This window comes from Streptomyces sp. PA03-1a (assembly GCF_033792805.1).
Classification (GTDB): Bacteria; Actinomycetota; Actinomycetes; order Streptomycetales; family Streptomycetaceae; genus Actinacidiphila.
This window is the reverse complement of record NZ_JARAVO010000170.1, coordinates 1-21,120: the sequence shown is the minus strand read 5'-3', so window position 1 is coordinate 21,120 and position 21,120 is coordinate 1. Positions and strand designations below refer to the sequence as shown.

At 67.1% G+C, this 21,120-nt stretch carries 16 protein-coding genes and 1 pseudogene; 4 read left to right on the top strand and 13 right to left on the bottom strand.

Annotation, left to right across the window (positions count from 1 at the left end):
- Nucleotides 1-44: 44 nt before the first annotated feature.
- The 3 genes from PV341_RS31125 to PV341_RS31115 form a co-directional block, all read right to left on the bottom strand.
- A complete protein-coding gene (locus PV341_RS31125) occupies nt 45-314 on the bottom strand; it encodes a hypothetical protein (RefSeq protein WP_500324183.1) in 270 nt (89 codons plus the stop codon).
- 160 nt (nt 315-474) lie between these two features.
- Complete coding sequence (locus PV341_RS31120) at nt 475-1,110, bottom strand: hypothetical protein (RefSeq protein WP_500324182.1); 636 nt, start codon at nt 1,108-1,110, stop codon at nt 475-477.
- A 72-nt stretch (nt 1,111-1,182) separates the two neighbouring features.
- A complete protein-coding gene (locus tag PV341_RS31115; RefSeq protein WP_500324181.1) occupies nt 1,183-1,566 on the bottom strand; it encodes a hypothetical protein in 384 nt (127 codons plus the stop codon).
- Between the two features lie 184 nt (nt 1,567-1,750).
- Here PV341_RS31115 and PV341_RS31110 point away from each other — a divergent pair, with 184 nt between their 5' ends.
- Nucleotides 1,751-2,029 (top strand): sigma-70 family RNA polymerase sigma factor, encoded by a 279-nt coding sequence (locus PV341_RS31110; protein WP_500324180.1) that lies wholly within the window; start codon nt 1,751-1,753, stop codon nt 2,027-2,029.
- A gap of 137 nt (nt 2,030-2,166) precedes the next feature.
- Here PV341_RS31110 and PV341_RS31105 read toward each other — a convergent pair whose 3' ends face one another.
- The 4 genes from PV341_RS31105 to PV341_RS31090 all read right to left on the bottom strand — a co-directional run bounded on the left by PV341_RS31105 (nt 2,167) and on the right by PV341_RS31090 (nt 5,525).
- Nucleotides 2,167-2,796: a hypothetical protein gene (locus tag PV341_RS31105; RefSeq protein WP_500324179.1), complete on the bottom strand. Its 630-nt coding sequence runs from the start codon at nt 2,794-2,796 to the stop codon at nt 2,167-2,169.
- 29 nt (nt 2,797-2,825) lie between these two features.
- Complete coding sequence (locus PV341_RS31100) at nt 2,826-3,323, bottom strand: hypothetical protein (RefSeq protein WP_500324178.1); 498 nt, start codon at nt 3,321-3,323, stop codon at nt 2,826-2,828.
- A gap of 54 nt (nt 3,324-3,377) precedes the next feature.
- The gene (locus PV341_RS31095; RefSeq protein ID WP_500359575.1) at nt 3,378-3,737 is read right to left on the bottom strand and encodes a hypothetical protein; all 360 of its coding nucleotides are present in this window, start codon (nt 3,735-3,737) and stop codon (nt 3,378-3,380) included.
- A 195-nt stretch (nt 3,738-3,932) separates the two neighbouring features.
- Nucleotides 3,933-5,525, bottom strand: a complete 1,593-nt coding sequence (locus PV341_RS31090) for a hypothetical protein (protein ID WP_500359574.1) — start codon at nt 5,523-5,525, stop codon at nt 3,933-3,935.
- A 161-nt stretch (nt 5,526-5,686) separates the two neighbouring features.
- Between PV341_RS31090 and PV341_RS31085 the strand changes: the two genes are divergently transcribed.
- Nucleotides 5,687-5,941, top strand: coding sequence for a hypothetical protein (locus PV341_RS31085; RefSeq protein WP_500324175.1), 255 nt, complete (start codon nt 5,687-5,689; stop codon nt 5,939-5,941).
- Between the two features lie 61 nt (nt 5,942-6,002).
- Here the strand turns inward: PV341_RS31085 and PV341_RS31080 are convergent, their stop codons facing one another.
- Nucleotides 6,003-6,176, bottom strand: coding sequence for a hypothetical protein (locus PV341_RS31080; RefSeq protein ID WP_500324174.1), 174 nt, complete (start codon nt 6,174-6,176; stop codon nt 6,003-6,005).
- A gap of 290 nt (nt 6,177-6,466) precedes the next feature.
- Here PV341_RS31080 and PV341_RS31075 point away from each other — a divergent pair.
- Nucleotides 6,467-6,562: pseudogene (locus tag PV341_RS31075) on the top strand (helix-turn-helix domain-containing protein); the annotation flags it as partial.
- A 6-nt stretch (nt 6,563-6,568) separates the two neighbouring features.
- Nucleotides 6,569-6,925, top strand: a complete 357-nt coding sequence (locus PV341_RS31070) for a helix-turn-helix domain-containing protein (protein WP_500359577.1) — start codon at nt 6,569-6,571, stop codon at nt 6,923-6,925.
- A gap of 1,154 nt (nt 6,926-8,079) precedes the next feature.
- On the opposite strand, the gene PV341_RS31065 is transcribed toward PV341_RS31070, so the two are convergent.
- From PV341_RS31065 to PV341_RS31045, 5 genes are all read right to left on the bottom strand, one after another.
- Nucleotides 8,080-14,511, bottom strand: a complete 6,432-nt coding sequence (locus tag PV341_RS31065) for an RHS repeat-associated core domain-containing protein (protein WP_500359573.1) — start codon at nt 14,509-14,511, stop codon at nt 8,080-8,082.
- 152 nt (nt 14,512-14,663) lie between these two features.
- Nucleotides 14,664-18,362 (bottom strand): laminin G domain-containing protein, encoded by a 3,699-nt coding sequence (locus PV341_RS31060; RefSeq protein WP_500359571.1) that lies wholly within the window; start codon nt 18,360-18,362, stop codon nt 14,664-14,666.
- 712 nt (nt 18,363-19,074) lie between these two features.
- Complete coding sequence (locus PV341_RS31055) at nt 19,075-19,311, bottom strand: hypothetical protein (protein ID WP_500324171.1); 237 nt, start codon at nt 19,309-19,311, stop codon at nt 19,075-19,077.
- A 210-nt stretch (nt 19,312-19,521) separates the two neighbouring features.
- The gene (locus PV341_RS31050; protein ID WP_500324170.1) at nt 19,522-20,097 is read right to left on the bottom strand and encodes a GIY-YIG nuclease family protein; all 576 of its coding nucleotides are present in this window, start codon (nt 20,095-20,097) and stop codon (nt 19,522-19,524) included.
- Nucleotides 20,098-20,222: 125 nt separating this feature from the next.
- Nucleotides 20,223-21,035: a hypothetical protein gene (locus PV341_RS31045; protein WP_500359570.1), complete on the bottom strand. Its 813-nt coding sequence runs from the start codon at nt 21,033-21,035 to the stop codon at nt 20,223-20,225.
- Nucleotides 21,036-21,120: the final 85 nt, after the last annotated feature.

The following is a 21,120-nucleotide window of genomic DNA, read 5'->3' as shown; positions in this document are numbered from 1 at the left end:
CTCTGACCCACCCCGGCGGGCCCGGGTGGGCCCGCCGGGGTGGGTCAGAGGACCCGGGTTGCGGCCATGGCCGCCTCGACGATTCCGATCGTCTGGGCCGGGGTGGCCGTGATGCCGACGAATTCGACGCCGCCCCATCCGTCCCGGTGGGTGACCGTCGCCGGGCCGCTGCCGGTGGGAAGCTGGACCGTCCAGGTGTAGGAGCCGTGCCGGACTTCGGTGACCGGGCCGAGGTTGGTGACCTTCCATGAGGTGGCGCGGGCGGCCTCGGCGAACACCGCGTCGGTGGTGGCGGTGGTGATGGTGGCGGTCATGGCGGGCTCCCTGGGGGTTGGTGGTTTGGGGTGCGTTGTTCTACTTTCATCCTTCCTGACCCACCGTTAGCCAACCTCGTTTGGCTAAAAAGTTTCGGGGAATTTCAGGCCGCTGACCTGGGATGATGCCCCACGCGGCCGCCTCGCGTGGGGCGTTCGCTCAGCTCGCGGCGGGCCGCGCGTACCTCTCGGTCGCGGCGAGGAAGTCGCGGATGCCCTCCTGGACCATGAGGCCGTCCGCGACGCCCACCAGGTTGCCGGCGGGCCCTAGGGTGCCGTCCACGAGCCGGTCGGTCAGCGCCGACCGCACCTCGGCCAGCGTCTCGAAGAGATCCACGTTCGCGGCCGCGGCGAGGAGCCTGCGCCACGGCAGGGCGTTGGCGGTGACGCGCATCAGGCGCGTGATCTCGTCGGCGCCGATGACGCGGTCTTCGCTCATCAGGACCGAGGCGATCCGGGCCCGCTCGAACTGCTCGGCCCGCAGCGCCCGGTGAGCGAGGTCGAGGAGGCCGCGCTTGCGGGGGTCGGCCTCGACGTCCGGCTCGGGCGCCTCGTCCACGAAGGCCTGCCCGCTCGGGTTGATCACGAGCGGCTGTCCCTGCGCCAGCGAGTACGAGAAGTCTCGCGTGGTCCAGCCGTGGTTCTCCAGGGCCCACATGGTCTGGACCCAGACCTCGTTGGTGCCGTCGGGTCCGTGGACGCGCAGGTTCTTGCGGGGGCCGAACTCGCGGACGGTGACGCCACCGGCTGCGATGAGGCGGAGCGCTTCGAGCTGGAGGGTGTTCGGGCGGATCACGTCGGTTCTCCTTGGGGGTTGGCTCCTGGTGGGAGGGAGGGGCCGCCCGCCCGGTGCGGGCGGCCCGGGCGGTCAGGCAGTGGCGGGGGCGCCGGCCTCGATGTCCATGCCGTCGGTCACGTTGATGAAGCGGCGGAGGCCCATGTCCTCGTGGTGGCGGGCCGCGTTGGTGACCTGGCCGGTGCTCATCGAGAAGCCGTAGTGGAGCAGGGCCTCCAGCGCCTCGGCCCGCTGCTTGGCAAGGCCGTCACGAACGCCGTGCCGCTCGATGCGCACCATCAGCTCCCGCCACGGCTTGGCCTGGCCGTCGGCGGCCAGTACGGCGTCCATGAGGCCGTCGACCGGGGAGTCGAGGATCGTGAGTGCGTCGGTCAGGGCCGTGCGGGCGGACTCGGCCTTGGCGAAGGCGCCGTTGGCGCGGGCGGTGAGCTTGGTGAGGGCGGTGGTGGCGTCCATGGCGGGCTCCCTGGGGGTTGGTGGTTTGGGGTGCGTTGTTCTACTTTCATCCTTCCTGACCCACCGTTAGCCAACCTCGTTTGGCTAAAAGATTTCGAGGAATTTCCCACCCCTGACCTGCGGCGATGCACCCGGAGGGTGCGGCCCGCCGGCCGGGCTCGTGGGTACCCACTACGGTCGGGGCGTGGACAGCACACCCCAACTCCCCAAGCCGTTCCGCGCGCTGGCCGACCTGGCGGCCGGGCCGGTCACCATCGACCATGCCAAGGCCCTGACGGACGCCCTCCTGGCGATCCCCGACCTGCAGCGCTGGCTCCGGGCCCAGCGGCAGCAGACGGTGCGGTCCCTCCTGGACGAGGGCCGCACCCGCGACGAGATCGCCCCCCACCTCCAGGTCACCCCGCAGCGGGTCGCCGACATCGCGGCCGGCCACCGAAGCACGTCGGCGCCGCGCCAGAGCTGACGGCCTCACGGGCGGACGCCCCACCCGGTCCGGGTGGGGCGCCGTCGCCTCTCAGTCCAACTGCGTTTGGCTAAGAAAGGCCGAGGGATTTCCAGCCGTTGAGCAGACCGGTCACCCCCCGGCGCGGCGGGGTGAGGTCAGGCGAACCGGGCGGCCGGGCGGGTCAGGCCCGTGACGAACGCTCCGGTGACCTCGCGGAGGTGGTTGCGGGCCCGGACCATCCGGGCCTCTTTCGGGTCGTCGCCGGCGGCCGCGGTCATGCCGCAGGTGCAGTAGGTCAGGCCGCGGTCCGGGTGAGGGGTTCGCGGCCGGTGGTGGTAGGCGAGCAGGCCGAGGCGGGCGGCGAGGGTGAGGCGGACCCGGCCGCCGGGGGCGTCGGTGACCATGCCGAGCTTGTGGAGGGTGAGGCCGGTGACGGCCTCGATGCCGTCCTCGCCGATGATGACGACTCGCCTGCTGCGGGGGCTCTCCCAGCGGGACCGGGAGTGGGCGTCGATGGTCTCCAGGTCGTGGCGGACGGTGCCGCCTCGGAGGACCGAGGTCAGCAGCTCGGTCGGGGTGAGGCGGATCGAGCGCTCCACGGTGTCGACCTGGCCGTCGCCGGGGCCGAACTGGAGGCGGGTCCAGGAGATGAGGGCGCCGCCGTCGCGCCGGGCTTCGATGTGGAGGCCGCGGCGGTGGCTGCGGGCGAGCAGGGTCAGTGCGTGCGCCTCGCTGGCGGTTCCGGTGGTGGTGCCGCCCGCGTGGGTGATCGTCTCGTGGAACATCGGGTCCTCCTCGTTGGTCTGGTGGCTGGTCAGGCGGTGGGCTGGAAGCGGTCGGTGGCGACGTCTTCGGTGAGCCGGTCGAACTTGCGGTGGAGGGCGAGGAGCGCGGTGGCGACGAAGCGGACGCTGCTGTCGGTGTCGCTGTCGAACGCGTCGTGCAGGACGGTCGTGATGCGCGCCTGCAGGTCCTGCGCCTGCCGGGCGAGGGCCGGGGTGGTGGGGTTGAGGTGGGGCAGCTCGGGCATGCGGCCGGTGATCGTGGCGGTGATGTACTCCAGCGCAGTGGCGGGGAGGTCGCCGGTACCTTCGGCGATCTCTCCGGCCTCGTGCAGGGCGGCCGCCGCGGCGTCGGGCATGTCGGTGGCAGGCGGGGCCGCCTCGAGGACCGTCGCCGCGGTGTCGAGGAGTGCGGCGATCTCGCGGGGCTCGGGACGACTGGCGCGGAGGGCGTTGCGGTCACGGAGGGCTTCGGCGAAGGAGCGGGCGAGGCGGGCGGCCCGCTGCTGGGGGGTGTAGGTGGCGGTCACGGTCGGTCCTTCCGGTGAGGTGGGAGGGCCGGGCGGTCGCCCGGCCCCGAGGGGTCAGGCGACCGCTGCGATGCGGACCGCGATCGCGTGGTAGCAGGCGTACGGGCGGGTCTTGAGGCTGGCCGGGCAGTTGCACTGGCCGGTGGCCGCCGTGCGGTAGGTCTTGGAGCCGTCGGCGGAGACGACTTCGAAGACCCGCTTGGCGCGGAGGGGGAGGACGCCGCCCTGCTCCAGCAGCTCGACGGCCTTGGCGACCAGGTGCGGCTTGTAGGGGGCGACGACCTCGGAGCGGCTGGCCTTGCGGATGCGGGTGCGGCACTTCGGGCCGTACCCGTCGGGGCTCGGGCAGCGGAGGAGGCGGTTGCACCGGCGGCACCGGGTGGGCTCGGTGGTGGTGTTTTGGGTGCCGTCCATGGCTGCCGCCCTTCGCTGACCTGGTGCTTTGTGGTTTGGTGTGACACCTCATTCATTGACCAAATGCCTTTGGATACCCTCGTTACCCAAAGGGGCTTGGTCAAGTGATCGTCAAGCGGGTCGGGGTCGGAAGGAGCCGGACAGCAGGACGCCCCGCCTGCGGCAAGTGCAGGCGGGGCGCCGTCCAGGGGGACGTCAGTCCGCGGGGCGCTGGGCGAAGACGCAGATCCCGCTCCCCGTCGGGCGGGTGACGGTCCATCCGGCCATCGTCAGCTTGTCCGCGAGGATAGCCAGCGACGGGCCGTCCCAGCCGTCATCGGCGGACACGGCGCGCCCGGCCTCGATCCAGTAAGCGGCGACCCGGCCGAGGCCGCGGGGTTCGAGGAGGTAGCCGCGCAGCTCGGGGTCCGCCTGGTGAGGCTCCGTCACCTCGGTGTCGTCGGCCACGACCGCCGGGCGCAGGGGGCGCAGGGCCTCGCGGGCGGCGTCGATGTCCGGGTGTCCGGCGTGCCGGGGGGCGACGCCCTCGCCGGTCGCCGGCCGCCCGGGGACGACGGCCTCGACGACGGGGCGGGCCTTGATCTGCCGGAGGTCGGGGGCGTGGACGTCGCGCTCCACGGTGACGACGTCCCAGGCGGCGTCTCCGAGGGGCAGGGCCACCTTCCACGGCGAGCGGTAGGTCTTGACGCAGTCGGCGTCGGTGACGCCGTGGACTTCGGCCCACCAGTCGCACTGGCCGGTCTCGCGGGCCCCGGTGACGCCGGTGTCGTTCACGGTGAGGCGGGCGCCGAAGGCGTGGAGGACGTCGCCCTTGAGGACGTCGGTCCGGGGGATGGAGAGGGTGAGGCGTTCGGTGCCGCTCTTGGCGATGACCTCGGCGTACAGGGGGTCGGCCTGCTCCAGGTACCGCAGGGCCTCGGTCAGCTCGCGCAGCGCCTCGGCCCATACCGGGTCGTTCGGGTCGGGGTTGGTGCGGACGCGGACGGCGTACAGGGTGGCGACCCGGCGGGCCTCGGGGATGCGGGAGGTGTCGACCCGCTGCACCTTGGCCGGGTCGACGGTGCTGCCGCCGTCGACGATGACCGCGGTCGGCTGGCCCTTCGCCCGGTACATGCCCTTCACGGTGCGGGCGGCGCCGTCGGGGCAGATGACGCGGTCGCCTGCGGCGAACTCCGGGGCGGTGGTGGCCAGGAGCGGGCCGGACAGCTTGCACCGGCGCGGGGCGACGTCCGGCCGGTGCTCGGCCGCCGCCTTCTCGGCCTCGGCGAGCGTGACGTACGTGCCGATCAGGCTGGACTTGAGCGGGCACTTGCAGTTGATGTGGACCGTGGCGAGGGGGCCGGTGTTCCGGAAAGCGCGGACGGCGACCCGGATGACGTCGCCGGCGGCCGGGGCTTCGTCGGCCTCGGCGGGCTCGTCGACCAGGTCGGTGATGCCGGGGTGGACGGGGCAGCCGAGTTCGCGGGCGATCTTGGCGGCCCGGGCCGCGGCCTCCACGTACTTGCCGTCCCGGTAGTCGCCGACGGGAATGGTGAGGGCGTGGAACTCGCCGTGCTCCTCCGTGATCGAGTGCGGCCAGGCCTCCACGAGGAAGCCGACCACCTGCTCCTCTTCGACGACCAGCACGTCACCGTCGTTGATGTCCTCCCGGCACTGGGTGGCGTCGTAGGCCGTCGCGGAGTCCCAGAAGCGGTGGATGCCGCTGGCGCGCTCGGCGTCGACCTGCTCGAAGAGGTCGGCGAGGCCGGCGGCCGCTGCGGTCTGGGGGGTGCTGTTGGGGTCGATCACGGTAACTCCCTTTTGTGGTGAAGTGTTACACATTCATCATTCTCCAAACCATTTTGGATACCCTCGGTTGCCCAAATGAGTTGGGATAATTTCCAGCCGCCCCACCGCGAAAACAGCCGCGCCGCCTTCCTGTCCAAGTCGGCTTGTGCGAGCATGCATGCATGAGCGACGAGTACAGGCCCAGCGACGAACTCCTGGCAGACGTCCGCGCCTGGCAGGACGCGGTGCGCGAGGAAGAGCGGCTGCGTCACGCCCTGCGCAAACGCATCGCCGACGAGCTCAGGGCAACGGGCGTCACCAACAGGACCATCGCCCAGCACCTGCCGATGACCGAGGAGAACGTCCGCCTCATCGCCCGCGAGTACGGCGTCGCCCACCACCGCACGCCCAAGGAACCGCAGGCGGCCACCGGCTGACGCCGCCCCGGACACACCGAGGGCCCGCACCCCAGGGTGCGGGCCCTCCGTCGTGCGCGAGTCAGAACCGGATCAGGCACGCCACGACGAGCACGACCGCCAGGACCACGGCAGCGATGCGCTGCTCGCGCGGCAGGTCGAGGAGGCTCATCCGCTGCGGCGCGATGACCTGTTCGCCGTCCGGGATGTGCCAGCCGTGGAACAGATCGCGGTGGCTGCTACGGTGCTGGTTCAACTCGTGACAACCTTGGGCCGCCATCGACGTCGTGATGTGCGGACCGGCAGCGGTACATAGCACTCCCGTCGGCCGCCCCCACGCCCCATCGGCACTTTGGATGTGCGATCACGGACGTCACCCGGTCACGGTGTCATCGCCAGCCGAAGCCGACGAACCCGGCCGAGGCTCACTGACCTTGGCTGATCATGTCGTGGGTGGTATGCCGTATTCATGGGGGCAGGACAAGGTGCCGGTGATTTTCATCGGGCAAGGGAGCAAAGGCGTCTGACGCAGGCCAGTTATTTGAACAGGGCGGCCGGCCGGATGCGGAGATCGCACGTCTGCTGGGAGTCAGCGCGCAGGCGGTGCACAACTGGCACCATGCCTGGAGCGAGGGCGGCGCGGATGCCCTGCTGGGGCGGGGGATCGCCGGCGCGCAGTGCGCTCTGGACGAAGTTCAGCGGCAGGCTCTGCGGGAACTGCTGCGGGCCGGGGCCAAGGACTACGGATTCGCCACCGACGGCTGGACGCTGGCGCGGGTCCGCCGCGTGATCATCGAGCGGTTCTCGGTGGTCTACGGCTCGCTGTCCGGGGTGAGCCGGCTTCTGCACCGGATGGGCTTCACTCCTCAAGTGCCCGCCCGTCAAGCCGCCGAGCGTGACGCGGGCGCGATCCAGGAGTGGGTGGAGACCGGGTGGCCGAAGATCGAAAAAGGGGGGCCGCCGGAGCCTGGTTCTGCTTCCAGGACGAGGCGGGGACCTCGCTGACCGGCGCCTTCGTCCGCACCTGGGCACCGGCCGGGCAGACTCCGGTGCTGACCATGGTCAAGGGCCGCCAGCCGAAACTGTCCATGACCGCCCTGGCCTGCTACCGCCCCGGCGAGACCCCAGACTGATCTACCGGATCCGCACCGGCTGGTACCGCGACCGCGACCTGATTCCCCTGCTCGACCAGGCCCACCAGACTCTCGGCGCACCCATGGTACTGATCTGGGACAACCTCGCCGGACACCATATCCGCTGGATGCAGCGATCAATCTCGGGCCGGCCGTGGCTGACCGTTCGCTACCTGCCCGCCTACGCTCCCGACCTCCCCTCGAACAAGTCTGGTCCCACCTCAAACGCACCGCCCTGGCCAACCTCGCCGCCCTCACCATCGACGAACTCACCCACGCCGTTCGAACAGGACTCCGCACGATCCAGCACCGTCCCGCCCTGCTGACCGCGTTCCTCGCCCACACCGGACTCGAAATTCGCTCAGCACCAACCTGATCAGCAAAGCTCAGTCAGTTCTGGGAACGATTCAGGGCCCGCACCCAGGTGCGAGCCATGAATCGCGTAACTCAACCTCAGTAAGAGAACCACCTCATCACGACAGCAATCACCAACAAAACCCACGGAGCCCAAGCGCTCAACTTCACAAGCGGCGGATTCGGCGTAGCCGCCACCTGGGCCGAGTCGTTCCGCGCGACCTCACGCCGGAACGACTCCAGCCTGCCCGCGACCACCGCGCGCCTTCCGAATGAAGGCCATTCAGAGAAGGCATCCAAGCGGAGAGCGCTTCCATCCCTGAACTGCATGTTCAGCCTTCCAGGAAGGGACTGAAATCCTTCAATACGACTCCATGGAATAACGTATTCCCCGTTCCGGTTCACCGCAACCAGCACCTCGGGGGTGACTTTCACTCTAGTGCGAAGGTGCACAACCCACACGTAACGCGCCGGAAGAAAAAATGCGGAGGCCATTCCAACCAACTGCCACACGGACTTCTGAGGCATGCCGTGCACGATATACCCCAAATAGACGGCGAGCGCAGTTAGGGCGCTGACCCAGAAGATACGCCTATCAACCCACGAATCCATGCGAAATCATCCCCTCCCAGCCTGTCAGGCGCATCGATAATAACCGATTTTGGCCGAATCCTAAAACCCGACCCTCGACTTGATACCGCTCCAGGCAGCCGACCCAGCTTTCGCCACACCATTTGCTATCGCTCCGGATCGCAAAATGCCGTACCCACCCGCTATGGCTAGACTGCGCATAACAGCGTCTCCTGTATCGCCCTTCGCCCAGGCGTTCACCACAGTGAGGGTTTGCATAGAGGCCCCCACGTACAGGGCGATGGTGGTCACGCTCTCCGCGGCGGCAACGCAAGCAGCAGCCCCAGCGCCGGCGGTCTCGGGTCCTGTCGCAGCGGCGCATCCAGCACCATATATCTGCGCACCAAATGCCACCTCGCCCGCAAGAACGGAAATCTCATCTAGGAGCTGTTCCGTGTCGTCGGACAGGAAGCCGCGCCCCACACCATCCAAGTCGGCCAAGCAGGAACTAGCCGCTTTTCCCGACACGACACATTTATGGAACTCTATTATGTTTTCGGCTTCACCCTCGGGTGCATTGTCGATCCAGGCCGCATAGTCCGCGTCGGTCAACTCGGCGGACCCGCTATAGCCGTAGTAGCTCCTCAACCTGTCGTAGGTGTCGTCGTCCAGCGTCAGTCCCTCCGAGTTGCTGCCGACGTTGCCAGTGCTGTCAGCGGCAGCGGTTCCCGAAGTGCTTCTGCGAGTACGGTGTCCCTGAGCGTTGTAAGTCTCGTGCGTGCCTGCAGGTTTGGGAGAGCCGCGCGTGCCTTCGAGGTCTGATGTTACGTCACCAGGTTGGCAGAAATCGGCGCAGGCAGTGGCGAGGCCGGTTGGGTCGGACATCGTTGCAGGGCTGTTGTTTGCGTAGGTGTAGCCGTTCAAAGACTGAGCGGCGGTGATATCGAGTAGGGGGTCCACGCTGAGGAATCGGCCGGTGGTTGGGTCGTATTCGCGGGCGCCGATGTGGGCGAGGCCAGTGGTGGTGTCTGCCGGGGCGCCGAGGAAGGCCTTGTCGTCGGGCCAGGTGGTGACACTCGTGCCGCGGGAGGCACCGAATGGTGTGCTGTAGCGCTTGGTGATGGCCAGTGTGGTGGCGTCGAGCGCGAGGCTCATGGTGCCGTGGTGGTCGCCGGCGAGGAAGGTGACGGTGTTGCTGGACGGGGTTGCGGTGCGCACTGCGATGGTTTGGCCGGCGGCGGTGTAATAGCGGTTGCCAGTCAGGGTTTTGGTCGTGCCGCCGCTGGTGGTTTTGAGGTGGACTTCGGTGGCGCCCAGGTAGAGGACGGTTTCGCCGTCGGTAGTGGTGGGGCGGCGGATGAAGAGCGTGCCGTTGGCGTCGTAGAGGTAGCTGGTGCCGGTGGCGGGCTTGCTTCCTGCAGCGGGCTCGCTGCTGGTGGCGAGCTTGCCTTCGGGGTTCCAGGTCATGGTTTGGGCGGCCTGGGTGCCGGGGCGTCCGGTGGTGTTGCCGGTCTTGTCGTAGGCGTAGCTGCCGGTAGTGGTGCTTCCGACGGTGGTGGACGACAGGGCGTGGGGTTGGCCGTTGGCGGTGCCGTAGCCGTATTTCGTGGTGGTGTTGCTTGTGGAGGTGTGCACGGTGCTGGTGTCGCGCAGACCGCTGTCCTTGTAGGTGTAGCTGTTCCAGTAGGGGGCGGCGCCGCCGAGGTTGGCGGTGGTGCGGCCGGAGTCGGCGCAGTCGGCGGTGGTGGGGGTCCACGCTTCGGTCACGCGGCGGTAGCCGTCGTAGAGGAAGCACTGGTTGTCGCTCTTGCCGGTGCCGCCGAGCGTGGTGGCGTCGAAGATGGAGCGGACGTTGCCGGCGTCGTCCTGCTTGAAGCGCAGTTCTTGCGGCATGTAGCCGTGGATGTCGTCGGTGACGTATGAGCGGGCCAAGCGGCGAGTGCCGGGTTCGTACTCGTTGTTGAGGTAGGCGTACTTGCCTGGGGTGGAGGCGAGTCCGAGGGTGAGCTGCTTGCGGTCGCCTTGGGGTGAGTAGGTGGCGGCCACCAGGTAGCCGGTGGTCCCCTTCAGGCCCACTTGCTGCCCGGTGGCGTTGTACGTGAAGGACTGCTGTTCGGTGGCCAGTCCCGCCACGGCAGGTTCGCGGTGCTGGCTGATGGTGCCGTCCAGGCGGTAAGCCGTGGTGAATGCCAGGGGGCTGAGTACGCCAGCCTTGACCAGAGGGTCTTCTGCGGGCAGCAGAAGCTGGTTGCCGGTGACGTGGTACATCGAGTCGTACGCGGTCACCCTGTTGGTGTAGGCCTGGCCGGTCAGGCCGCCGACGTAACGGGTGGCGTCGGTGAGCTGGCCCTTCTTGATGCTGTCGTAGGTCCAGGCGGCGGCCAGGGTGGCGTCGGTCTTGGAGCCGGTCCACTGCTTGGTCTTGCGGCCGAGCTCGTCGTACTCGTAGATCAGTTTGCGGGAAGCGTCACCGGCCAGGACCAGCGCGTCGCTGGTGGAGATGACCTGGTCGAGTTCGTTGTAAGCGGTGTCGGTCTTCCCCTTGTCGGGGTCGGTCGCCGTGATCTGCCGGCCGAACAGGTCGTAGGTGTAGGACCAGGCAGACGTGTCCGGTCCGGTGATGGTTTTTGCTTGGCCGCCCGGAGTGTAGGTGAAGCTGGTGGTGGTGTAGTGGGCGTTAGCAACCTGTGGGGCGTCGTATTCCCTGCGTTGGGTGGTCTGTCCCAGGGCGTTGGTGACGACGGCTGCTGCCTGGCCGCCCGTGGGGGCAGTGGTGGTGACGGTGTCGCCGGTGTAGGTGCTGGTGGTGGTCCACAGCGGGGTGGTCCCGGTCTTCGTTGCCACCTGGGTAGCACGGCCAGCGCCGTCGTAGGTGGTGTCGGTCTGGATCGGTGCCTGGCCGGCATCGATCTGGCCCATCGTGCTGGACGGGGCTGAGGTGTTGTCGTAGATGTCGCCCTGTGTGGTCACAGCCAGGCCGCGGGCGTCATAGAGGGTTTGGGCGATCAGCCGTCCGCCGGTCGGGGTCGGCGTCTGGATCTGGCGGAAGCGCAGCGCGGCGTCGAAAAACTCGTAGGTAGTGTTGTAGCCGGTCGCATCACCCTTGAGGGCCGCGGTCGACACCCACGAGACGTCGGACGAGATCACCTTGTAGGTGTAGACGTAGTTGGCTGGCTTGCTGCCCGCACGGGAGCTGTTGGGCAGCCAATTGGCGGTGACGCGGCCGAGGCTGTCGTAGGTTGACTCGGTGACCGAGTTGTTGGGGTCGGTGACCTTCAGCGGCGAGCCCCACGCCGGGTTGATGGTGGTGTTGGTGGCGTAGGTCTTGGCGTCGGAGACCTTGGTGGCGGTCAGCGGTCCCGAAGCCACGGGGTCGTACTCGGTGGTGAGCTTGGTGGCGTCGTTGGTGTCCTTGACCGTGGTGGGCCGGCCCAGGTCGTCGTAGTCGACGGTGCCCATCTTCTGCCAGATGGGGGCGTCAGCAGTGGTGTAGCCCTTGGCCCGGCCGGTCCAGCGTGCCTCACCCTGGGTCGGGGTCTGGTCCTCGGTCCAGGTGGTGGTGTCGTAGGCGGCGGCGGTGTCGGAGATGACGTCGCCGGGGCGTGTGGAGTCAGCGGGCAGGTCCAGTTGGGCGTCGGCAACGCCGCAAGCCTTGGCTACCACTCGGGAGCGTGCGACAGGCGAGTTGATGCCCTTAATGTCGTTGCGGGCGTACCAGGTGCGGGTGCACGTTTCGTCGCCGGTGAGTGAGTCGTCGCCCTTGTCGTCGACGGTGATCGGCATGCCGTATCCGTCATAGGTGGTGACGGTGGTACGGACCCGGTCGTAAGGGGTGACGCCGCTCGAGATGCGGGTGCGGCCGTGCGTGGCGCCAGTGCGCACGTAGTACGACTCGGTGTCGGCGTATGACTTGTGCTGGGTGGCGGTGCGCTGGGACCAGGGGTCGTTGACGCTGCCGGAGACCTCGTTGGCGCCGTCGTAGGTAACGGACTCGCGGGTGAAGCCGGCGTACTGCTCGCTGTCGGTCAGCTCCGCCGCCTTGATGCCGGAGACGGTGACAGATTTCCGCTTGTCGCGGTCCGGTGTCTTACCGTCGCTGCCGAGAACGCGGTCGCCGTTCATGCCGCGCAGGTAGACGGTGACCGTCTTGGACTGGGTGCCGCTTGCAGGTCCGGTGAGGTGGGTGACCTTTTCGAAGCCGCGCCAGATGGACCAGGTGCGTTCCTTCTCCGGGGTCATCGGGTCGTCGTTGTAGTGCCAGGCGCCGCCGCCGGAGTAGCTGTAGGTGTGGGTGACTGATTCCGATCCGCCGGTGGTGTCCCCTGTGGTGACCGAGGAGACGGGGTACTTCTGGAACCAGTCGAGCTGCGGGGTGGGGCCGCCGTTAGGCGACCAATACACGGGGTAGCAGCGTGAGGTGTTCTGGTCGGGTGCGGGACGGATTTCTGTGGCCAGGCAGCCCGGGTCCATGTAGGTCACCTGGGTCTCGGCACCGGTCTCAGACAAGATCTTTTTGATGCGGGGCCGGGACAGCGGCAGGATGTCGTCAGCGTCGCCGTCGACGCGGTTGGCCATCCAGGTGGGGGTGAAGGTGACCGGATCCAGCGCGATGTCCGTGCCTCGCTTGCCGGTGTGGCGGATCTGGTCCAGCCACAGCGCCTGGTCGGAGGCGTCACCCGGCTTCAGGTAGCTCTGCGTGAGAGCCCAAGCGTCTACCGGTGCGTAGTCGGGTGTGGCGAGGGTCTTGTCCCAGAAGTAGGTCGTGACGGCGGTCAGGCGCTTGCGCGTGAAAAAGGTCGGGCCGACGTTACCGGTACACGCGTCCCCCGATGCACAGATCGCATCGAATGGAACATCGGGCCAGTGGTCGCGGGTGCTGTCGGTGAGCTCGCCGCAGCTGGTTTCACAGCGCTCACTGGGAGTGAAGACAACCTTGTCCGAGGCGGCCGGGACAGCGGAGAACAGCTTGCCGGCGCGCTGACCGTAACGGATTTCCTTCAGGTAGCCGCCGCGGGTGTACTTGCTGGAGGTGGTTCCGGCCCTGAGGTAGTAGTTGTCTTCGGCGGCGTACCAGTAGGTCATGGCGTTGTCGTGGGTGTCCACGACGTAGTCCAGGTTCCAGCGCCAGGCTTGTTGCTTGCTGCGGCCGCTGAAGCTGGTATCGCTGCTGTAGCCGGGCTCCCCCTCGTCGTCGCCATAGACCGGGACCGTCCACACCGACTCGGTACGGTCGGAGGCGCCTGCCCCGTCGAGCTTGTTCAAGCCGAAGACGTACTGCGTGCCGTCGCCCGTGGTGACGGTCCAGTATTCGCCATCGTCGTCGCCGTTGTCGGCCCCGGTGGAGTGGGTGACGGTCGAGGCGTCATCGTTCTTCAGCCGCCACTTGTGGCTGGTGTCGTCCTTGACCAGCTCGGTGGCCTTGCCGTTCAGCACCAGGGAGGCGTTCTCGTACTTCCAGCACATGTCGTACTTGCCGTCTTGGCCGTCGTCGTCGCAGGTGCCGTACTTGCGCTCGATGTAGGAGGAGGTGAGGTCGAAGCCCTCACCGATCCACGTGCCCTGGTTGTTCGTGCTTGCAGTACGACCGTCGACGCTACCGGAGTCGTAGGAGATCGTCAGGTCGGGGGCGGGCCCGGCCGCAGCCGGGGGCACACGCAGCGGGTAGGACCAGGTGAAGGAACCGGAGTTCCCGCCGGCTTCCCAGGTGGAGGAAGCCGCCAGTGGGGTCGCCTTGTGGTCGCCAGCGCCGGAGGCGCTGGTGGCGGCGAGCGCCAGCAGCATCGTCTGGCCGGTGGCAGCCGCGGATGTCCCGGTGGAGTCGAAGGCGAGGTCGGCCTGGAGCCGCTCCTGACGACGCTCATTGGTGAAGTGCAGAGGGGTGAGGGTCCGGCAGGCGGCCTTGTCCGGCGTGGTCAGTGCGCAGGCGGGCATCTGAGCGACCTGCAAGCGGCCCGCCCAGTCGCCGCCGTATGCGGAGGAAAAGGCCGAGTAGTCAATGCCCAAGCGTGCGGTTCCGCCGGCGGCAGGAGCCGTCGCAGTCAGCAGCACGCCCTTCAGACCCACCGCCTGGGACGCCTTCTGATCCAACACCTTGACGGTCACCGAAGCCGCACGAACGGCCGGACGTCCCTTACTTCCCGCATGAGGCACGGACAAGGTGACAGGCAGGGAACCAGGAGCGGCTATCTTAACGCCACTGGCAGGCACGGTGAGTTGTGCGGTTCCTGCTTTCGGCCAGGTGACAGTGCGGGCCTGGTCGTCTTGTGCACGGCGGTGGTCAGCATTGAGCGCCTTCTCGTCCTTGGCTCTCCTGGCAGCGGCCTTGGTCTTCGCCTCAGCAGTGAACGGCGTGACCTTGACCGTAGAGGGGGCGCTGAGCTCCGGTCGGCCCAGGGGCTTCGACACAGAGGCGAAAGCGATCGGGGTCAGCAGCCCTGGCAGCATGGCAAACCCGACCACCGCGGCTAGGCGGTTGCCCCACTGGCGACGTACCTTGGCGGCACGCCGATACATCAATGGCCTAAGAACGCTCATGTGTGTCCCACCCCTGTGTGGCCTGCGCGGCCGTTTATTTCAGGTCCCCGCACCGGCTGGGTTCTCCGGTGCACGGTGAAGGCTGTGACTGGTGCGGCTCATACGATCAGGTAGGGGCACGACGCGTAACGTGCCGTGCCCCTACCTAGGGGTCAGGTCGTTCCGGTTTCGCGCGGAGCGATGATCTTCTGGAAGACCTGCTCGGAATCCATCGCGCCGACGAATACCTTGATTTCCTCCAGGGCGCCCGGCAGATACTTGCCTGTTGTGCCACCGCTGGTCCCGCGGCCTGTTGTTATGTCTCCGGAACCTTGCTGGGCGGTGGAGAAGCCAGCGTTCGATCCGAGCGGCTGAGGGGTTTCACCGACGTACAGATGGGTCACGCCGTAGCGTTTGTCGCTCTGAGTGGCATCGACTTCGTTGGCGTCGAAGACGCCCGTAACTTGCACAAAGGTGTCCAGTTCGGCGACGTTGTAGTCTTCGACTTCGCTGGCCTTCGTAAGTTTCCCAGTCGCGTCCACCGCTGCGCGTCCGAAGCACCAATAGATGCCATCCGCCCGTTTCTCCGCCCACAGAGCCCACGACGACTCACCTGCCGTGCCGCCTGCTCGCTGGGCGGCGACGATCGCGGAGTAGCCAGTTGGCTTCGTAGCCCACTTGACACTGTCAAGTTGTGCCCGGGCTGTGATAGTGAACGATGCGGTCTCGTCCAGCACTGGGCCAACGACAGAAGCGGATCCGCTGGTGCCGTCCAAGGTGAGATTGTTGTTGTCGGCGTCGATGACCGCACCCGTGGCGGACAGATTCATATTCGCCCGCGGGTAGGAACTGGTCTGCTTAATCGCAGTCCCGCTGGACACGGTCGCGTCCCAGGCGGCCACCAGCTCGGTTTGCGGAGCGCCGTTCTCCCTGACTGCGGTCTCGTCCCGGATCTCGTCCTCGGTCAAGGCACGCTGCCATACGGCGGTTTCATCCGCGCGTCCCCGGTAGTACTCGCCCCCGACTCCGTCCTTGACCGAGCGACCCCACTGCAGACCACCGCTTGCAGTCCACGGCTGATATGTCGACGACAATCCGGTCAGGTTGACCGGCTGGCCCTGCGGCTGTCCATTGACAAACAGCTGAATGGTGTCGTTTGTGGGGTCGGTGTCAGGGATTCCGTCGTCGCCTTCGGTCTTGAATACGGCGGCCAGGTGCGTCCAGACCCTCAGCGGCGGGTTCTGCTTATCCGCCACAGAGCGCAGATACACCGGTGTGGATAGATCCCGGTCCGTGCGGTTGAACACCCAAGCCTTGTAAGACGATGAGTAGTACAGAGTGAACGCGTTCGCGTGATCGCCAGGCGCCGCCAAAATCACGTGGTTGGAAGCCGCATCCGTAAGGTAGGCCCACGTGGAAACGGTAAACGAATCGTGGCTGTTCACTGGAGGAGCTGCGGTGGCGGCCCATCCCACGGGCACCGTTGTATCCGAGCTGTCGTTCAGGTACAGCGAGTAGTCCGCGTCTCCGCGCCGCGCAAGGGTCGACCAGCCAACTCCACCCGTTGGGTCCTTGAGTGTGGCGTCGTGCCGAGTCCCATCCGTGGCGCTGTCCTTAGCTGTCCCCACCGGCGACCCCGGAGCGGCGTCGTCGAAGTGCCACCGCCCAACAGGACCCTGGGCCGGCGCCACCTTGAACGTCAACTCAGCAGGTGTCCCCCATCGCTGCCGAACGTCCTTGGCTTCAACCGTCAGTACCTGGGTTCCTGACAGCGTCGGAGTGACAGCGACGCCCAGGGCGTTGTGACTGGCATCTGCGGTCACCTCCTGCTTGTCCGCGGCAGTTGTGGTCAGTAGCCGGTACCGGTAGCCGATGATGTCGGTGTCCGCGGCGTTCTGCTTGAAGTCGAACGCCCCGGCTACTCCTGGGCCGCCGTGCCCCTCGCACAGGTTTGCCGTGCACTCGGTGTACGGGGCCTTGGGCAAGATCTGCGGGGCTTTGGGTGCTGTCGCATCGATCTTGAAGTAGCACCATGACGAGTAGGCCGAGAACTGGTCCACGGCCTTCTTGTTGAACGTGGTGTGGGACTGCGTACGAGCCTTGTACCGGTAAAGCGTGTTGTCTGCCCTGGGTGTGGTCCGCATCGACTGCAGGGTGCCGTCGGTCACCCAGCCGGACGAGGGCCGGTAGTCACTCCACGAAGCCACCCACGTTGCGTCTGCCTGCTGTCGTTCCACCGCGAATTCGGCCTGCAGGCTGCCCTTGTCTTCGTCAGAGGCAGGCTGCACCTTCGTCTGGACTCGCGCCCGGACCATGGGATCGGTTCGTGTCACGATCAGGGGATCCGCTGCGGTCCTGCAGTATGCGGTGTCGCCGTCGCCGGGGATCAATCCCACATCGGTCGGCGTACCCGGCTGCGCGATGTAGATTACCGACAGCTCGGCGTTGTCATCGAACCGCTTCCATGCCGACGGATCACCCTCGTCCTTGGCCCGGAGCATCAGTGTCAGGCGGGAAATCTTGCCCTCGGCGAACGACTTCACCGTGGAGGTCAGGTTCTCGTCGGTCTCGTCTGCGTTGTCGTTGAACTCGATCCACTTGTTGGGCTGCTCCGGCGAGCACGCGTCGCCCCGGCCCGCCGATACCAGGCGATCGCCCATCTGATCCAGCTGCGTCGGACCCGGCCAGCGAGTGCCTTCTGAGATGTTGTTGGTCCGCTCGAGATCCACCCAGTGCGCTTCGCAGTCGAACGACCACGTTTCGTAGGCCCGGAAGGTCGCGTCCAGCACGTATTTCCCAGACAGCCGCGCCGGGGAGAACTCGTAGTACATGCGATTGGTGTAGTTCGAACCGCAGTAGTAGGGGCCTACAGCACTGCAGTTGCCGACTCCGTAGTCACCGTCGAACTGCCAGAACCGGTCCCCGTCAGACGATAGGACTGTGCGTTCCGAGGCTTCCAGCTTGAACTCAGGATCAATGTGTACCGGGTACACCGTCGCATCGCCGCGCAGCAGGTCCAAGTCCGGACGGATACTCACGGCACCATCAACCAGTCCCACTGGGAGCACTGCCGTGGCATCACCGTCGCCCGGCTGTGTCTCAGGCTCTTGCTCGCCAGAGACCGGCTGCACGGCAGGCACCGCCGCCTTGGCGCCGGCACGTAGCGTCGAAATTGTCTCCGGGCCGGCCGAATCCCACATCAGCGCAGCCGACCCCTTGAACACGGCGTTGCCGTCGTCGTCGACCGCCCGTACACCGCCACCCGCACCAGGCGTCAGAGCCAGGCCTGTGCCAGAAGCCTGGAACTGGATGTGCTCCAAGGAAGGATTCGCCGCCGCCTGAGCAGACTTGACCACCAGGACCTCACGAGAGCCCTCAACGGTCGCGGTCAACTGCAGGTCAACCCCAGGGAGGACTTCAAAGTAAGTCGCGGTGGAGCCGTCTAGCACCGGGACCGGCAGATCATCAGGCCACTGGAGCCCCAAGGCCTTGTCGCCCTTGGCGATCCGCAGCATTTCGCTTGCCGCACCGCCCCCAGAGAACGACACGTCCACTGCCGCGGCCTTCGGTGCGATCCGGCCGTCCGCGCGCTTTACCAGCGTCGCGTCCGGCTCAACCCAGTTACCGCCAGCGTCCCTCACTCGCTGCGGCACGGTTGCCTGCTCGAGTGTGAACGTCCCGTCGGGGTTCGCAAACGTCTGCGCGTACTCGTCGCGCAAGCTGAGGACCTCGACGCGCTCCCCGGTCTCGGCAGCGATCGCCGCGGCAGAAGTCTGATCTTGCGCCTCGGTCACGGACTGAGTTGCGGGAGCCGCGCGCACCACGGTGGGGAGCAGGCCGACCAGAATCACCGCCGACGCAGCAACGCCCATCACCCGCAGTGCACTACGTCTCTGCGCTCTTCGTCGCAGGAAGACACCACGTCGCGACCCGTCCTGTGGCAAAGCCCCCACCCCCGATTCACATGATCTACACAGCGAAGACATCCAACCTCGATCTCCCCGTAACTGATCAACTCCGGGATGCGACCAAAACCGGCATGACCTGTACCGGACAACATTCGAAAGTGATCTCTAGTACCCCTGCACACCACGACGTCCCACCTACTGCGCCCCTGATACAGCGACTGGCGCTTGCTCGATGCCCACGCGCAGGGCGCATCACCGTGCCGCCGCGTTCGATCGAGACGAACTACCTAACCCAAGCCAGCTCTGTCTGGCCCTCACCTGCGGAAGGACGCACGCCTCGTACCTGTCAAATCGCTTTGTCTGGATATGGTTGGGCGCCCAGTGGCGGCCCGCGACGAACTCCTGGCAGACCTTTGGACCTGGCAGGACTCGGTGATGGAGGAGGAGCGGTTGCGCGCACTGCGCAAGCGTCGCCGACGGGCTCAAGGCGACGGGCGTCCAACAGGACTATCGCCCAGCACCTGCCGATGACCGAGGAGAACGTCCGCCTCATTGCCCGCGAGTACGACGTCCCGCACCACCGCATGCCCAAGAACCCGGAGACTGCCGGCAGCTGAGGTCATCCCACACACACCGAGGGGCCGCACCCCAGGTGCGGGCCCTCGGTGTGAGCGGGTCAGAACCGGATCAGGCACGCCACGACGATCACGACCGCCAGAACCACGGCGGCGATGCGCTGCTCGCGTGGGAGGTCGAGGAGGCTCATCCGCTGCGGGGCGATGACGTGCTCACCGTCCGGGATGTGGCCGCCGTGGAACAGGTCGCGGTGGCTGCTACGGTGCCGGTTCAGCTCGTGGCGGCTGCGGGCCGCCGGCGACGTCGTGCGGCACTGGTCGCACCGGTAGCGGTACATGGCGGTCCTCCTCGTCCTCGTCTGTCCTGCTTATGGTGCTACACCCGGCTGACAGTTGAAGCCCGTTCGCGGTCAGGAATTACGTTCGGTGACCGGCGCCAGGGGCCACGAACAAGGAGAGGTCGTCGCGATGGACGCCGGAGCGTCCCGCCCCTTCACGGGTTCGCATGCTGCGCCTGATCCTGATTCCTTCCGCCTCGAGTCGGCGCCTCAGCTCTTTCCGGCTGTCGATGCCCAGGTGCCTGACCAGAGGCAGCAACGTCGAGAGGTGAACCCCTCGGCAAGCTCTGCCGCCAGCGCTACCGGCTCTAGGTCCTCGTGCCTGCGCTTCCCATCCATGTACGACCGGACGGGGGCCTCACGCCGGAACCACTCGGAGTCCTCAACCCGAAATGGATCGAAGTAGAGGTGAAGCGCCTGCTCCAGCTGCCGGTCACCCCAGAGCGCCAGGACCACGGCACTCGGGCGCAGCGAGAGCGAGCTGATGCGCTTGCCGAGGTTCGTGGTGTATCCGATCTTCACCCGCCTCCCGTGTTCGATGAAGTACACCTGCGGTTCGTGGGCGGTGTTCAGCAGCAGAGGTGCCTTCCGCGCTGCCCTCAGCAAGCGAGCCGAGTGCGGGTCCACCGCGTTCGTCGGCGTTACATCGGCCGTCTCGGCGGCCACGCTCAGTATGTCCGGGACGATGGCGATCGCGACCTGCATCCGATGCGGGGTGCACAGCGGGACGGGCGTCTGGCAGGTCGCGGCCTCGAAGCACGAGACGCCGTCTTCGGCGGCATGCAACGGACGCTACTGTCTTTCACGTCGACTCCTACAAGTCGGCTTAGCCCTGGAGAGTGTTCCTAGGCACTCTCCGGGACACTTTCGTCTAAATCTTGACTTTAAGTCAGATCGACTTCACTAATCAATTAATCCGGATTATGGACGATTACTCCGGACTCGCCGAAGCGCTCCACTCGGAGCCCTCGGGTGGCGTTGTTGGCGTTGGCTGTTGGCTCCTCACCTGCGACAACATCGCCACCAAGAGCCACCCCTTCGAAAGAGGGGCAGGAGGGGAAGTCTTTCCGGTGAATTCCGGGCCCGTTTCCTGCCACCGCACGGACCCCCGGGCGTGAGTGAATACCAGCCTCTTTCAACAGCGCTTTCACGGCCTTGGTAGAGGGCACCTTGAGGTGGTCCCGGAGGGTCGTGAACAGAACCCCGCTACCGCTTCCCACAAGAGCGTGCAGCGCCTTTGCGATGTCCTCTGGCGCGGGCCCAGGCACGGCCTCATCGGGAGCCTTCTCTTCCTCCTCAGCGGGGCCCTCGTCCTCCTCGTCGACGTCGTCGGCGGGCGTCTCCCCGGCGTTCTCCTTGCCGGCATCGTCGCGCTGCTTGTTCGCCCCGGCCTTGCCCTTGCCGCGCTGGCGGCGGCGCTCGGCTTCAGTCGCGGCCCACCGGTCGGCGAGGGCTGCGCCGAGGACCCAAGCAACGGCGAAGCCGAGCAGGGCGCGGAGCGGCCAGAGGGCGACCGCGCGGCACAGGCAGTAGCCGACCAAGAGGGCTCCCCCGAGCCGGTAGACGAGTGAGCCGCCGCTCTTGCCGCGCGTCCCGGTTAGCCAGCCGACGACCAGCTGCAGCAGAACGCCGCTCCCGTTGGGGAAGCGGCTCAGGAGGGCGGCGAGGCCACGGCCCGCCGCGCGGGCGGGGCGGCGGCTCACGTCTATGCCGAGCTGGGCCATCTCGCCGGCAGCGCCGCGCGGGTCGAGGCCGTGCTCTTATACACATCTCCCAGCCACCCAGACCTCCCCACAACTCGTTCTCCGC

Coding starts and splice junctions, on each gene's coding strand:
- PV341_RS31085 (WP_500324175.1), top strand. CDS start 5,687: ATGAGCGACGAGTACAGGCCCAGCGACGAACTCCTGGCAGACGTCCGC.
- PV341_RS31105 (WP_500324179.1), bottom strand. CDS start 2,796: ATGTTCCACGAGACGATCACCCACGCGGGCGGCACCACCACCGGAACC.
- PV341_RS31115 (WP_500324181.1), bottom strand. CDS start 1,566: ATGGACGCCACCACCGCCCTCACCAAGCTCACCGCCCGCGCCAACGGC.
- PV341_RS31125 (WP_500324183.1), bottom strand. CDS start 314: ATGACCGCCACCATCACCACCGCCACCACCGACGCGGTGTTCGCCGAG.
- PV341_RS31095 (WP_500359575.1), bottom strand. CDS start 3,737: ATGGACGGCACCCAAAACACCACCACCGAGCCCACCCGGTGCCGCCGG.
- PV341_RS31065 (WP_500359573.1), bottom strand. CDS start 14,511: ATGAGCGTTCTTAGGCCATTGATGTATCGGCGTGCCGCCAAGGTACGT.
- PV341_RS31055 (WP_500324171.1), bottom strand. CDS start 19,311: ATGTACCGCTACCGGTGCGACCAGTGCCGCACGACGTCGCCGGCGGCC.
- PV341_RS31060 (WP_500359571.1), bottom strand. CDS start 18,362: ATGGGCGTTGCTGCGTCGGCGGTGATTCTGGTCGGCCTGCTCCCCACC.
- PV341_RS31045 (WP_500359570.1), bottom strand. CDS start 21,035: ATGGCCCAGCTCGGCATAGACGTGAGCCGCCGCCCCGCCCGCGCGGCG.